The organism is Rhodovulum sp. MB263, from assembly GCF_002073975.1.
Lineage (GTDB): Bacteria > Pseudomonadota > Alphaproteobacteria > Rhodobacterales > Rhodobacteraceae > Rhodovulum.
Map to the genome: position 1 here is coordinate 1,797,743 of NZ_CP020384.1, position 14,228 is coordinate 1,811,970.

Genomic DNA, 14,228 nt, shown 5'->3' on the forward strand with positions numbered 1-14,228 from the left:
GGGTGGCTTGGCGGCGCAAGATGTGGGGGGGAGAGTGCGAATGTCAATGCACGGAAGGGTGCATGGGGTTTTTCGCCTCAGGGTTGAGATGCGCCCCTTTCATGCCCGCAATCCTCCCGGTCCCCGTCAGGGCCGGTCAGTCCGGGCGCGACAGAAGCCCGCCCGGCGCGCGTGCGATCCGGCCGTCGAGTTCCAGTGTCAGCAGTTCGGAGGTGACGGTGCCTGCGGGCAGGCCGAGGTCGCGGATCAGCTGGTCCTCGGCCAGGGGCGAGGGGCCGAGACGGTCTAGGATGCGGGCATGAAGTGCGGCCGTGTCGGGCGGCGCGGCGCGGCGGGCCGCGGGCGGGGTCTCGGGGATGGCGGTCATCCGCGGCGGCGGCGCCTCGGCCGGGCTGTCGGCATCCGGCCGGGGCACGGGGCCAAGCGCCTCGAGCACATCCTCTGGATGGCGCACCAGCACCGCGCCGTCGCGGATCAGCATGTTGCAGCCCGAGGCCCGGGCGTCGAAAGGATGGCCCGGGACGGCCAGCACCTCGCGGCCCTGATCGAGGGCGGCACGGGCGGTGATCAGGCTGCCCGAGCGCGAGGCGGCCTCGACCACGATGACGGCGCGGGCGAGCCCCGAGACGATGCGGTTGCGTTGCGGAAAATGGCGGGCCTGCGGGGCAAGCCCGGGCGGCTGTTCGGAAAGCCGCAGCCCCTTTTGCCCGATCTCCTCGGCGAGCCCGGTATTCTCGACCGGGTAGGGCATGTCGATCCCGCCTGCCTGCACCGCGACGGTCCCGGTCTCCATCGCGGCGATATGGGCGGCGCGGTCGATGCCGCGGGCGAGCCCCGAGACGATCACATAGCCGGACGCGGCCAGCCCCTCGGCCAGCCGCCGCGCCATGCGCAGCCCCAGCGAAGAGGCGTTGCGCGCGCCGACCAGCGCCACCATCGGGCGCTGTACGAGATCGGTACGGCCAAGGGCCCAGAGCACGGGCGGGGCGTCTGCAAGGTCGCGCAGGGCAAGGGGATAGGACGGGTCGTCATGCAAAAGCGCGACCGCGCCCAGCTTGCGGGCCCGGGCGATCTCGGCCTTGGCCAGATCCTCGGGAAAGGGGGTGTAATCCTTGACGCCCGCCGCGCTGGCGATGTCGGGCAGGGCCTCCAGCGCCGCTGCGGCGGTGCCATGATCTTCGATCAGCCTGAAGAAGGTGGTTGCGCCGACACGGCGTGACCGGATGAGACGAAGCCACGTAACCAGGGTGTCTTCCCGGGTGGGTGGTGCGAGGGGGTGGTAGGAAGAAGCAATCTCCACGTTTCGCAGCTCCGCTCATCCGTGATCCCAATCTGCGGTGAAATGGGTTAATGGAAGGTGAACGAATTCCAAAAATTCTCCTTATGCGCGAAAATTCGGGATTGGCGATACTGTTGAAACCGCGCTTGCGGGGCGGCATGGCCCAAGCCCCGGGAAATGGATCCGGTTTTCGCGCCCCCACCTCGCAGGCGGACCCCCTTTGCCCCTGTGAGGACCGCCATTCCAAACCCGGGCGACCTCTCGGCCGCTGCCGGAGTTTCTTGCCGCAACCGGCCCCGGCAAGCCACCGGACTGTCGGAGAACGGCCGGGCCTCAGGCCGCGGCGCCCCCCACCGTCAGCCCGCCGATCAGCAGCGTCGGCTGGCCCACGCCCACCGGAACCCATTGCCCTGCCTTGCCGCAATTGCCGATCCCGGGATCCAGCGCCATGTCATTGCCGATGGCGCGTATCTGCTTCATCGCGGCCGGGCCGTCGCCGATCAGCGTGGCGCCCTTGACCGGGGCCCCGACCTTGCCGTTCCTCACCCGGTAGGCCTCGGTGCAGCTGAAGACGAACTTGCCATTGGTGATGTCGACCTGCCCGCCGCCGAAGCCTACCGCATAGATCCCGTCCTTCAGCCCGGCCAGTATGTCGGCAGGATCGGTGTCGCCGCCCAGCATGCAGGTATTGGTCATCCGCGGCATCGGCGGATGGGCATGGCTTTCGCGCCGGCCGTTGCCGGTGGGCGCGAGCCCCATCAGCCGTGCGTTCTGGCGGTCCTGCATGTAGCCGACAAGCACGCCATCCTCGATCAGCACGGTGCGGTTCGAGGGCGTGCCCTCGTCATCGAAACTGATCGAGCCGCGCCGGTCGGGAATGGTGCCGTCGTCGATCACGGTCACGCCCCTGGCCGCCACCTGCTGCCCCATCAGCCCGGCAAAGGCCGAGCTGCCCTTGCGGTTGAAATCGCCCTCGAGCCCGTGGCCCACCGCCTCATGCAGCAGGATGCCGGGCCAGCCCGGCCCCAGCACCACATCCATCATTCCGGCAGGCGCGGGCTCGGCCTCGAGATTGACCAGCGCGATGCGCAGCGCCTCGCGCGCCGAGGCCTCCCAGCCGGCCCGGTCGATCCGCCCGGCCAGCCCGGTGCGGCCGCCGCCGCCATGGCTGCCCGATTCGCGATGCCCGTTCTCCTCGACGATCACCGAGACATTGAGCCGGGTCATCGGCCGGATGTCGGAAAGAAGCGTGCCGTCAGGGCGCAGGATGACCACCTCCTGCAGCGAGGCTGCGAGCGTGGCGGTCACCTGCACCACGCGGGGGTCGAGCGCCCGGGCGAAATCGTCGATTTCGCGGAGCGTCTCGATCTTGAGCGCGAAGGGCGCCTCGGCCAGCGGGTCGGCATCGCTATAGAGCCGCCGGTTGGTGGGCTGCGGTCCCAGCGCAAGCGTGCCGCCGCCCTCGGCCACGGCAAGCCGGGCGGTCTCGACCGCGCGTTTCAGCGCCGCTTCCGAGATGTCGCTTGAATGGGCATAGCCCGAGGCCTCGCCGCGCACCGCGCGCAGGCCGAATCCTTCAGTGGCATCGTAGCTTGCCGTCCTGAGCCGGCCGTCATCGAAGCTCAGCATTTCCGAGCGGCGCCGCTCGAGAAACAACTCGCCATCCTCGGCGCCCAGCGTGGCGGCCTGCAACAGCAGCAGCGCCCGGTCGCGGTCGAGTGCGGTCTCGAATGGGCGGAACGGGGGGTGTTGCATGAGGCCTCCTGACATGGTGCGGACGGGCTTGGGGAAAAGCGGCGGAATGTCGCAGGTTTCGCTTGTGCCGCCCCGCTCAATATGTTTGTCTTGGGTCAAGATGCAACGGTGCGACGCGAACCGGGCCCGAACCGGGCGCGATCCACCGCAAGGATGCCGCAAGGCGCCATAGCAGGGAACCGGGAGATCGGCTCATGTCGCTCCACATGGGCCACAGGGTTCCGGCGGATGCCGGGTCCAAGCCAGCAAGAGTCCGGCGCCGCGCGCTCCCGCGGTGCCGGATATCTTGTTTCCAGGCATAGCTCTTCCGGTTCGCGACCATCGCCCCGTTTGACATCGCCCGGTTTCACGATCATCGCCCGGACAGGCCGTCCCGCGTCCCATGACGCCCCCGCGACGCGCCGCCGCCGGCAGCTTCGTGGGGCATCGACCCGGTTTCATGGCATATCGGCCGTTCGCCCCGGGGTGACATGGCCCGATCTGTGGCGTATCAGGCGGCAGGTTGAGGGAAAGAGCAGGCAATGCGCTATGTATCGACCCGGGGGCAGGCCCCGGTTCTGAATTTCGAAGAGGCAATGCTGACCGGGCTGGCCCGCGATGGCGGGCTTTACGTGCCCGAGACCATTCCGGCGATGTCCGCCGACGAGATCGCGGCACTGGCCGGTCTGTCCTATGAGCAGGCCGCGTTCCGGGTGATGCGGCCCTTCGTGGGCGACACCTTCACGGATGCCGAATTCGAGGCGATCATCGCCCGCGCCTATCGGGGCTTCAACCATGCCGCCCGGGCGCTCCTGGTCCAGATCGGCCCGAACCACTTCCTGCTTGAACTCTTCCATGGGCCCACGCTCGCGTTCAAGGATTTCGCGATGCAGCTGATCGGCCAGCTGTTCCAGGCCGCGCTCGAACGCTCGGGACAGCGGGTGACGATTGTCGGGGCCACCTCGGGCGATACCGGCTCGGCCGCGATCGAGGCCTTCCGCGGGCTGCCCAATGTCGATGTCTTCATCCTCTTCCCCGAGGGCCGGGTTTCCGAGGTGCAGCGGCGCCAGATGACGACGCCCGCCGAGGACAATGTCCATGCGCTTGCCCTGAAGGGCGATTTCGACGATTGCCAGGCGCGGCTGAAGGACATGTTCAACCATTTCGAGTTCCGCGACGCGGTCGGGCTTGCGGGCGTTAACTCGATCAACTGGGCGCGGGTGCTGGCCCAGGTCGTCTATTACTTCACCTCGGCGGTCTCGCTGGGCGCCCCGCACCGGCCGGTCAGCTTCACCGTGCCGACCGGCAATTTCGGCGACATCTTCGCGGGCTACATCGCGCGCCGCATGGGCCTGCCGATCGGGAAGCTGGTGATCGCCACCAACCAGAACGACATCCTGCACCGCGCGCTGACCGGCGGCGCCTATGAGACGAAGGGCGTTGCGCCCTCGATCAGCCCGTCGATGGATATCCAGGTCTCGTCCAACTTCGAACGCGCCCTGTTCGAGGCCTATGGCCGCGACGGCGCCGCCGTCGCGGGCCAGATGGAGGATCTGAAGGCCAGGGGCGGTTTTTCCATCAGTCAGGGTGCTCTGGAATTCCTGCGCGAAAGCTTCGCCTCGGGCCGTGCCTCCGAGGCCGAGACCTCCGGGACGATCCGTGCGACCTTCGCCGCGACCGGTCTGACGATCTGCCCGCATACGGCGGTCGGCGTGAAGGTCGCGGCCGAGCAGCCCGCCTCGGCTGTGCCGATGGTGACGCTCGCGACCGCGCATCCGGCGAAATTCCCCGATGCGGTCGAGGCCGCCACCGGCGCGCGGCCCCCCCTTCCAAAATCGATGGCCGATCTGTATGAGCGGCCGGAACGGGTGAGCCCGGTCGAGAACGACCTTGCCGCCCTCGAAGCCCTCATCAATGAAAGGCGCAAGCGTTGAGCGTCGAGCTGCACAGGCTGCCGAACGGATTTCGTATCGTCACCGAGCGGATGCCCGGTCTGAAATCGGCCGCCATCGGGATCTGGATCATGGCCGGCGGGCGCGACGAGCGGCCCGAGGAAAACGGCATCGCCCATTTCCTCGAACATATGGCCTTCAAGGGCACCGAGAAGCGCACCACGCTCGAGATCGCCGAGGCGATCGAGGATGTGGGCGGCTATATCAATGCCTATACCTCGCGCGAGATGACGGCCTATTACGCCCGCGTGCTCGAGGCCGATGTGCCGCTGGCGCTGGACGTGCTGGCCGACATCCTGATCAATCCGGTCTTTGCCGAGGATGAGATCGAGGTCGAGCGCGGGGTGATCCTGCAGGAAATCGGGCAGGTGCTCGACACCCCCGATGATGTGATCTTCGACTGGCTGCAGGAGGTTGCCTATCCGGGGCAGGCGCTGGGCCGCTCGATCCTGGGGCCTGCCGAGCGCGTGCGCGGCTTTACCCGCGAGGACCTGTTCCGCTTCATCGGCACGCATTACTCGCCCGACCGGATGATCCTGTCGGCCGCGGGCGCCGTCGATCATGCCGAGATCGTGCGCCTGGCCGAGGGGCTGTTCTCGGGGCGCGAGGCAACCCCGCGCGGCCCGCTCGAACCGGCCCGTTTCGCCAGCGGCGAGCGGCGCGAGGTCAAGCCGCTCGAGCAGGCGCATATGGCGCTGGCCTTCGAATGCCCGGGCTATCGCACCCCCGAGATCTATACCGCGCAGGTCTTCTCGACCGCGCTGGGCGGTGGCATGTCCTCGCGTCTGTTCCAGGAGCTGCGCGAGAAGCGTGGCCTGTGCTATACCGTCTTCGCCCAGACCGGCGCCTATGCCGATACCGGGATGATGACGCTTTACGCGGGCACCAGTGCCGAGCAACTCGGACCGATGGCCGAGCTGACCATGGCGGAACTCGCCCGTGCCGCCCAGGACATGACGCCCGCAGAGGTGGCGCGCGCCCGGGTGCAGATGAAGGCGGGCCTGCTGATGGGGCTGGAAAGCCCCTCGAACAGGGCCGAGCGGCTGGCGCGGCTGGTCTCGATCTGGGATCGCGTGCCCGGGGTCGAGGAGACGGTGGCCAATATCGACGCGGTCACGACCGAGGCCGTGCGCGACTTCGCCGCCCGGCTGACCCTTGACGGCCGTCCGGCGCTGGCGCTTTACGGCCCCGTCTCGGGGGCACCGGCGCTTGACGCGCTGCAAGGCAGGCTGGCTGCCTGATGCTGGGCCTCAGGCGCAAGGTCCGGATCGAGACCGAGCGCATGACCCTGCGCCCGCCGGCACATGCCGATTTCCAGGCCTGGACGATGCTCCGGGCCGAAAGCATCGCCTTTCTCACGCCCTGGGAACCGACCTGGTCGCCCGACCATCTGGCGCGCAAGGCCTTCACCAACCGGGTCTACTGGGCGCAGCGGGCGTTGGGCTCGGGCTCGGCGGTGCCGCTGTTCCTGTTCCGCCGCTCGGATGACGCGCTGCTGGGCGCGATCACGCTCGACAATATCCGCCGCGGTCCGTCGCAATCGGGCACGCTCGGCTACTGGATCGGTGCCTGCCATGCCCGCCGGGGCTATATGCGCGAGGCGATCGAGGCCGTCGTGCATTACGCCTTTGCCCAAAAGGATCTGAGCCGGATCGAGGCCGCCTGCCTGCCCGAGAATGCCGCCTCGCGCGGGGTGCTGGAGAAATGCGGCTTCAAATACGAGGGCGTGGCGCAGAGCTACCTGCAGATCAACGGGCGCTGGCGCAATCACGTGCTTTACGCGAATCTGCGCCGCGACCGGCGCGGTCGGACCGAGACCGGGCTGGCCTGAGCCGGGTCCGCCCCCGGGGGGGGGCGTCGGTCCCGGATCCTGACGGGTCGGAAGCGGGCAGGGCCTGCTCGCCTATCGACCCGTGATGATCTTTGAGACGGGTGACGTTTCCGCCGCAGCAACCGCCCGAACCACAGGTCAGGCGCGGCCAGCGCCCAGCCGATCGGGGGCAGATCGGCGCGCGGGACCTTTTGCGGCGCCGCGGAGAGCGTCCGCAGCCTTCAAAAGCCCGAGAACCGCGTCGCGACGCGGGCATCAGGGGCAGGGCATTTCTGCACAGGGCATGAGACGGGGCGCGGCATCCGCATGCAGGAAGGACCGCAGGGCCGGATCAGGCGCGGGAAAACCCGGTCGCCAGATGGTTGACCACGATCCTGGCCGCAGTGGCAGGGTCGTGGCCGCATTGGGTGGAAACGATATCGCGCGGGACCGCGCGAGCGCTCGCAAAGGCAGGATATAGCACCGCCAAACCGCGTCCCGGTCTATCGCGCGATCGCTCGGCCGGACGACCAAGAAGGGCTGCTCGCCGAACATCGACTTGTTCCGCCCCAAGCCGAGGAAACGGCCTGCGAAATGCACGCCGCCCTTGTTATCCTCGGCATCGGGCGCGGTCGGGAGGACCGGAACGAAGAACGCCTGCGGATCGGCAGATTGCGGAAGCTGCGGCAGGGCATGAAAGGCCTCTGCCTCCGCCCGGCCCTCGGATCGGACCCTCTGCTGCGGATCGTCAGCTTTTATGCGCGCCGGGAGAACTTGTCCCCCGGGCCCTGACGAAGACCCGGGAAACGCTAATTCCTGACAGGGAGGTCAAAGCCATGTTGCGATCCTGTCTGATCCTGCTTGCGGTCCTGACCGTCTTGCCAGCCCTCGCCGAAGGGCGGCGGCTCAGCCATTGCATCGCCATCGCCGATGCCGCGCCCGGCCTGCGGTTCCTGCACCCTGCCGGTTTCGGCACGCCGCTCGGCGAGAACACGGTGCGGCTGACCTTCGTTTCTCACGCGACCTTTCTGCTCGAGACCCCGGGCGGTCTGGTGGCGGCCACCGACTATACCGGCTATCTCGGCCCGACCCCGGTCACGCCCGATCTGGTGACCATGAACAATGCCCACGAGACCCATTTCACCGCCTTTCCCGATCCCGCCATCCCACATGTTCTCGAGGGCTGGGCCAGGGGCGGAGAGGCCGCCGATCATCATCTCGATCTGGGCGAGATGCTGGTGCGCAATGTGCCCACGGACATTCGCGGTCATGACAGCGCGGCCGTGCGGCCCGACGGCAATTCGATTTTCGTCTTCGAGGTGGCGGGGCTCTGCATCGGGCATCTGGGCCATCTGCACCATATCCCGGACGAGGCGCAATTCGCGGCCCTCGGGCGGCTCGACGTGGTGATGGCTCCGGTCGACGGGCGGCTGACGCTGGATCTGCCCTCGATGATCGCTGTGCTGACCCGGCTGAAAAGCTCGGTCGTGATCCCGATGCACTGGTTCGGCCCCCGGACGCTCGAGCGCTTTCTCGCCGGCATGTCGGATGATTTCGAGATGCGCCGGCCGGGCTCATCCTCTCTCGAGGTCTCGCTCCGGACGCTGCCCTCCCGCCCGACCGTCGTGGTGCTGGAGCAGCTCTCTGACTGAGCCGTCCGGCGACATGTCCGACTGGCTTGCCAGCGGGCGCCCGGCCATGCTTCACCGGTGAGGAAAGGAGCGCCCATGCTGAACCCCGTCACCGATGCCTTTGCCGCCGATCTGCGCGCGCGGCTGCCCGCCGCCGTCTTTCGCGAGCTGACGCCCGCCTATCTGGAAGAGCCGCGCGGCCGGTTCCGGGGGCAGGGGGGGCTTCTGCTGGCGCCCGGCGGGGTCGAGGAGGCGGCCGAGATCCTGCGCGCCTGTGCCGCCGCTCGGGTCGGGATCGTTCCCTATGGCGGCGGCACCGGGCTGGTCGGCGGGCAGATCATGGAAACGGGGCCTGCCCCGGTCATCGTGACGCTGGAACGGATGCGGGCCATTCGCGCGGTCCATGCCGACGAGAATGTGCTGGTGGCCGAAGCGGGCTGCATCCTCGCCGAGGTGCAGGCGGCGGCCGAGGCGGCGGGGCGGCTGTTTCCGCTGTCTCTGGCCTCCGAGGGCTCGGCCCGGATCGGCGGGCTTCTGTCGACCAATGCGGGCGGGCTCAACGTGTTGCGCCATGGCAATGCGCGCGATCTGTGCCTCGGCATCGAGGCGGTGCTGCCCGATGGTTCGATCCTGACGGGGCTTAAGCGGCTTCGGAAGGACAATACCGGCTATGACCTGCGGCATCTGCTGATCGGGGCCGAGGGCACGCTGGGGCTGATCACCGCGGCGGCCCTGAAGCTCGTGCCGCGGCCCGCAGCCACGGGGGCCGCGTTGCTGGCGGTGCGCGATCCGGCGGCGGCGCTGACGCTTCTGGCCATGGCGCGGGACCGGGTCGCCGAGGGGGTCTCGGCCTTCGAGCTGATCCACCGTGCGGGTCTGGACTTTCTCGCCGAGACCCTGCCCGATCTGCGCCGCCCCTTCGCCGATCCGCCCGAGTGGATGGTGCTGATCGAGCTCGGGCTCGGCGCGGGGCAGGACCCGGGCGCGGCGCTGGAAGATCTCTTTGCCGCGGCCTTCGAGGCCGGGCTGGTCCCGGACGGGCTGGTCGCCCGATCCGAGGCGCAGCGCCAGGATTTCTGGGCAATGCGCGAGGCGATCCCGCTGGCCAATCGGCGGATCGGGGCCATCGCCTCGCATGATATCGCGCTGCCGCTCTCGGCGATCCCCGATTTCATCGCCACGGCCGGGCCGGCGCTGGCCCGGATCGGGCGCTTCCGGATCAACTGCTTCGGCCATCTCGGCGATGGCAACCTGCATTACAACGTCTTCCCGCTGCCCGGAGAAACCCGTGCCGATCACGAGGCACGGCGGGAGGCCATCACCAGATGCGTTCACGATCTGGTGGCCCGGTTCGAAGGCTCGATCAGTGCCGAGCACGGGATCGGACGGCTCAAGGTGGCAGAGCTCGCGCATTATGGCGATCCGACCCGGCTGGCGGTGATGCGGGCGATCAAGGCCGCGCTCGATCCCGCCGGCATCATGAATCCCGGCGCGGTGCTGCGGGCCTGATCCTGACCGAGGGCACGGATGGCGCGGTTGTGTCGTGGATATTTCCGCCAGGAAGACGCCGCTGTTCCCTTCTTCCTGGCAGAAATACCCCGGGGGTCCGGGGGCAGAGCCCCCGGCGCTGTCTTCAGGCGCCCGCGTATTCGCAGAGCGTGTGCACGTCCATGCCCATCTCTTCCAGCCGCTTGCGGCCGCCGAGTTCGGGCAGATCGACGATGAAGGCGCAGCCGATCACCTCTGCGCCGAGCCGTTCGCACAGCCTGATGCCCGCCTCGCATGTGCCGCCGGTGGCCAGAAGGTCGTCGACGATCAGCACCTTCTCGCCCGGGGCGAGCGCATCGTCATGGATCTCGACCACGGCCTCGCCATATTCGAGCTTGTATTCCTCGGCGATGGTCGCGGCGGGCAGCTTGCCCTTCTTGCGGATCGGAACGAAGCCCTTCGAGAGCTGGTGGGCGATGGCGCCGCCCAGGATGAAGCCGCGGGCCTCGAGGCCCACGACCTTGTCGATCTGCGCCCCGGCATAGGGGTTCAGCAGCTGGTCGATCGCCATCCGGAAACCGCGCGGATCGGCGAAAAGCGTGGTCACGTCGCGGAACATGATCCCCTCATGGGGGAAGTCGACGATGGTGCGGATGTAGTCCTTGACGCTGCTGCTGGCGATCATCCCGGGGGCCCTCTGCTTCAGATCCTTCGGGGCCCGCTTCTGGCGCAAGGCTTTGCCCCCCGCAAGGGCGTGGTTTGACGCAAGGGGGGGGCGTTCAGCCGCGCGAGGTCATGAAGGCGCGGTAGAACCGTTCGGAAATCCAGGAGAGATGCGGCTTGCGCCAGTCCATCCGGTCCCGTCTCAGCAGGCATTGTGCGACGTGAAGATTCATTTTCGAACTCCCTTTCTTTTTCTTCTTGTGGACCCGTCCCGGGTTGAGGTTAATGCATATGTATATACATCGCATAGGCAAAAGGCAACGGTGGGACGCGCAGGGCATGGGCAAGAAGGGCGGAAAGAAGGACAGCCAGCTGGTGCTTCGGCTCGACAAGGAGCAGCGCGACGAGTTCGTGGCGCTCTGCAAGACGCTCGATACCAGTGCCGCGCGCGAGATCCGGGCCTTCATCCGGAGCTTCGTCAAGCAGCATGGCGGCGAGGCCGGGAGCGGAAAGAAGAAATAGGACGACGCCCAGGTCACGCGAGCCTGGCGCCGGGGCGTCATCCAGCCCGGATTCTATGGGCAGAGGGTGGCGGGGATGTCCCGAACTGTCCCAGAGCGCGACCGGGCCTCTGCGCGCTGCCGTTGCCGGGCCGGGCGGACGCTCCGGAAACCGGTCGGGCGGATCGCGACCGCCGGAGCCGACCGCAAGGGCGGACCGGCGGACCCGGCCGTCCGGGCCGGATCCGTGCTTTCAGGGTCCGCTCAGCTGCCGAGCACGCGACCCGCAACCGCGTCGAGCCGGGCGATCAGGGCCGGGTCGCGTTTTTCGGGGGCGGTGATCAGCGCGTGATCCAGCGCGGTGTCGCAGCCCTTGTCGCAGGGTTTGTGGGCGCCCAGAAGCCGGGGCAGGCGGCTGACCATGCCGCGCGCCTTTTCGGCATTGCCGATCAGGGTCCGGACGATATCGGCCACCTCGACCGCATCGTGGTCGGGATGCCAGCAGTCGTAATCGGTGACCATGGCGATCGAGGCATAGCAGAGCTCGGCCTCGCGGGCGAGCTTGGCCTCGGGCATGTTGGTCATCCCGATCACGTCGCAGCCCCAGTTCTCGCGATAGAGCTTCGACTCGGCGAGCGTCGAGAATTGCGGCCCCTCCATCGCCAGATAGGTGCCGCCGTCATGCACGGTGATGCCCTCGTCGCGCGCGGCCTGCAGGCAGGCGGCCGACAGCCGGGCGCAGGTCGGATGCGCCATGCTCACATGCGCCACGCAGCCCTCGCCGAAGAAGCTCTTCTCACGGGCGAAGGTGCGGTCGATGAACTGGTCGACCACCACGAATTCACCGGGCGCGAAATCCTCGCGGAACGAGCCGCAGGCCGAGACCGAGACGACATCGGTGGCGCCGATCCGCTTCAGCGCGTCGATATTGGCGCGGTAGGGCACGGAGGTCGGCGAATGCACATGTCCGCGGCCATGGCGCGGCAGGAAGGCCATCTTCATCCCGTCGAGCGTGCCGGTCAGGATCTCGTCCGAGGGCTTGCCCCAGGGCGTTTCCACTGCCTGCCAGCGCGCGTCTTCCAGCCCGTCAATGTCGTAGACGCCCGAGCCGCCGATCACCGCGATCATTCGTTCCATGTCATCCGTCCCTCTTGTTGGTTCTGGCATGCCGGCGCTCCTTTTAGGCGCCTCGTCGGGGAATGGAAACGGCGCCTGGGCGCGCAGGGGGGCAAAAAATGCCGCTGCCGGGCCCGGTTTTACGGCCGCTGCAGCGCGAAGATGTCGCGGATCGCGGCGTAATCGCGATAGCCCAGCCGGGCGAGCGGCCGGAAGCGGGTCACGTCGAAGCGCCCGTCGACCAGACAGTCCTCGCGCAGATGGATGCCGGTGACCTCGCCGAAGACCACGAGATTGGCCGCACCCGGCAGCACGACGATCTGGCTCAGCCGGCATTCGAGCGCGGCCGGGGCATCGGCGACCCGCGAACAGGCGATGGTCTCGCAGCGGGTGCGGCCGATCCCGGCCAGGGTAAATTCGTCCTCGCCGCGCGGGGCGGGGACCGAGGTCGCGTTCATGGCATCGGTCGCGGCCTCCTCGACGATGTTGACGCAGAAGACGCCGGTTTCACGGATATTGGCGACGCTGTCCTTGGTGCCGTCGCGGTCGGGCTTGACCGAGGTCGAGGCGAACATCACCTGCGGCGGCTCGTAGGCCACGGCATTGAAGAAGGAATAGGGGGCAAGGTTGTCCCGGCCCTCGCCGTCGCGGGTCGAGATCCAGCCGATCGGCCGCGGCGCGACGATGGCGCCGAACGGGTCATGCGGCAGGCCGTGGCCCTCTTCGGGACGATAGAACATGACATTCCTTTCTGCCATTTCCCCCGACATAACCTCGTGCTAGGGGCGGTTCCAGCAGGAAGGGAGAGCGGCGTGATCCGGGTGGCGGAAGAAACGGCCGGGGATTGGTGGGAAGTCGAGGCGCTTTACGATCTCTGCTTTGCGCCGGGCCGCAATGCGCTGTCTTCCTACCGTCTCAGGGATGGGGTGGCGCCGGTTGCCGGGCTCTGTCTGACCGCGCGCGATGCCGAGGGCATTCTGGCTGCCGCAATCCGGTACTGGCCGATCCGGGTCGGAGAGGCCGAAGCGCTGCTGCTTGGGCCGGTCGCCGTCCACCCCACGCGGCAGGGTGAGGGGCTGGGCGGGCTTCTGATCCGAAATTCGCTGGCCCGGGCCGAGGAGCTGGGCGTGGAACGGGTGATGCTGGTGGGCGATGCGCCCTATTATGCGCGCTTCGGTTTCTCGCGGCTGACCGGCGTCGAGATGCCACCGCCGACCAACCCCGACCGCGTGCTGGGGATAGAGCTGCGACCCGGCGCCTGGGCGGGCATCTGCGGTGCGGTGACCCGTGCTCAGACGGACGCGCAGACGGAAGGGCAGACGGGCGGGCAGACCGGCGGGCAGGGGGACGAACCGCCGTCCGATTGAGTGGGCCATCTCTTCCGGCATGCTGGCACCCGGCGCGCCGCAGCGTCCTTTCTCGCGGCATTGGGCGAGGCCGGGCGGGATCGTAGCCCTGCGATTCGGCGAGAGAGGACGGATCGCGGGCGGGCGGCGCCTTTCCGGGGCAGCCCCCGGAATTCCCATGTCTTTGAAGAACGGCCCGAATTCAGATTTTCCGGGTAAAAGCCCATGTTCTGTGGTAACCAAGGGTTGTGGGCGATTTGAGTCACACAATTCAGGGAGGATGTTTTGATGAAGGTTTTTCTCGTTGCCTCTGCGCTGGTTCTTTCCGCGACGGCCGCATCTGCTGCCGATCCGAGCAGCTTCCAGAACACCTGCTCCAATATCTGGTTCCACTATACCGATGACGGCGGTGCCGAAATCGTCGCGACCTGCCTGACTGCCGATGGCATGCCGAAAGAGACCTCGATCGCCATGCCGGGGATCGGGAACAAGGACGGATCGCTGGTCATGGAGGGCGGCAGCGCGAGCTTTCAGAAAAGCTGCGGCAGCATCATGCTTCACCCGTCCATCGATGGTGTGGAGCTGACCGCGTCTTGCCGCAAGGTCGACGGCTCCTTCGAGGAGGCGTCGATTTCGATCGACGGAATCAGCAACGAAAACGGGACCCTGTCGAACTGAGGCCGGGGCCGGACATCCAAGGCGGGCAGTC

At 67.9% G+C, this 14,228-nt stretch carries 13 protein-coding genes; 8 read left to right on the plus strand and 5 right to left on the minus strand.

Translation table 11 applies throughout. The features are described from left to right. Positions 1 to 136 precede the first annotated feature (136 nt). Positions 137 to 1,300, minus strand: a complete 1,164-nt coding sequence (gene dprA / locus B5V46_RS08440; protein ID WP_369822825.1) for a DNA-processing protein DprA — start codon at positions 1,298 to 1,300, stop codon at positions 137 to 139. Positions 1,301 to 1,612: 312 nt separating this feature from the next. Further along, positions 1,613 to 3,034: a metalloprotease TldD gene (gene tldD, locus B5V46_RS08445; RefSeq protein WP_080616193.1), complete on the minus strand. Its 1,422-nt coding sequence runs from the start codon at positions 3,032 to 3,034 to the stop codon at positions 1,613 to 1,615. 521 nt (positions 3,035 to 3,555) lie between these two features. On the opposite strand from tldD, the gene thrC reads away from it, so the two are divergent. The 5 genes from thrC (at position 3,556) to B5V46_RS08475 (ending at position 9,915) form a co-directional block, all read left to right on the plus strand. Continuing rightward, positions 3,556 to 4,947, plus strand: a complete 1,392-nt coding sequence (thrC, locus tag B5V46_RS08450) for a threonine synthase (protein ID WP_080616194.1) — start codon at positions 3,556 to 3,558, stop codon at positions 4,945 to 4,947. Beyond that, on the plus strand, positions 4,944 to 6,206 hold the full coding sequence (locus tag B5V46_RS08455) for a pitrilysin family protein (protein ID WP_080616195.1): 1,263 nt from the start codon (positions 4,944 to 4,946) through the stop codon (positions 6,204 to 6,206). Before thrC ends, B5V46_RS08455 begins: the two co-directional genes overlap by 4 nt. Then, positions 6,206 to 6,796, plus strand: a complete 591-nt coding sequence (locus tag B5V46_RS08460) for a GNAT family N-acetyltransferase (protein WP_080616196.1) — start codon at positions 6,206 to 6,208, stop codon at positions 6,794 to 6,796. Before B5V46_RS08455 ends, B5V46_RS08460 begins: the two co-directional genes overlap by 1 nt. 815 nt (positions 6,797 to 7,611) lie before the next feature. Continuing rightward, positions 7,612 to 8,427: an MBL fold metallo-hydrolase gene (locus B5V46_RS08470; protein WP_080616198.1), complete on the plus strand. Its 816-nt coding sequence runs from the start codon at positions 7,612 to 7,614 to the stop codon at positions 8,425 to 8,427. A gap of 75 nt (positions 8,428 to 8,502) precedes the next feature. Beyond that, entirely contained in the window at positions 8,503 to 9,915 is a 1,413-nt protein-coding gene (locus B5V46_RS08475) for an FAD-binding oxidoreductase (protein ID WP_080616199.1), read from the plus strand. A 124-nt stretch (positions 9,916 to 10,039) separates the two neighbouring features. Here B5V46_RS08475 and B5V46_RS08480 read toward each other — a convergent pair whose 3' ends face one another. Further along, positions 10,040 to 10,579 (minus strand): adenine phosphoribosyltransferase, encoded by a 540-nt coding sequence (locus B5V46_RS08480; protein WP_080616200.1) that lies wholly within the window; start codon positions 10,577 to 10,579, stop codon positions 10,040 to 10,042. Positions 10,580 to 10,896: 317 nt separating this feature from the next. Here B5V46_RS08480 and B5V46_RS08485 point away from each other — a divergent pair, with 317 nt between their 5' ends. Further along, on the plus strand, positions 10,897 to 11,079 hold the full coding sequence (locus B5V46_RS08485) for a hypothetical protein (protein ID WP_080616201.1): 183 nt from the start codon (positions 10,897 to 10,899) through the stop codon (positions 11,077 to 11,079). Between the two features lie 242 nt (positions 11,080 to 11,321). Here B5V46_RS08485 and B5V46_RS08490 read toward each other — a convergent pair whose 3' ends face one another. Next, the gene (locus B5V46_RS08490; RefSeq protein WP_080616202.1) at positions 11,322 to 12,194 is read right to left on the minus strand and encodes an S-methyl-5'-thioadenosine phosphorylase; all 873 of its coding nucleotides are present in this window, start codon (positions 12,192 to 12,194) and stop codon (positions 11,322 to 11,324) included. Between the two features lie 119 nt (positions 12,195 to 12,313). Continuing rightward, on the minus strand, positions 12,314 to 12,913 hold the full coding sequence (locus B5V46_RS08495; protein ID WP_080616203.1) for a flavin reductase family protein: 600 nt from the start codon (positions 12,911 to 12,913) through the stop codon (positions 12,314 to 12,316). 72 nt (positions 12,914 to 12,985) lie between these two features. Between B5V46_RS08495 and B5V46_RS08500 the strand changes: the two genes are divergently transcribed. Together B5V46_RS08500 and B5V46_RS08505 are read left to right on the plus strand one after the other, a co-directional pair. Next, positions 12,986 to 13,540, plus strand: a complete 555-nt coding sequence (locus B5V46_RS08500; RefSeq protein ID WP_231119268.1) for a GNAT family N-acetyltransferase — start codon at positions 12,986 to 12,988, stop codon at positions 13,538 to 13,540. Between the two features lie 267 nt (positions 13,541 to 13,807). After that, complete coding sequence (locus B5V46_RS08505; RefSeq protein WP_080616204.1) at positions 13,808 to 14,197, plus strand: CVNH domain-containing protein; 390 nt, start codon at positions 13,808 to 13,810, stop codon at positions 14,195 to 14,197. Positions 14,198 to 14,228: the final 31 nt, after the last annotated feature.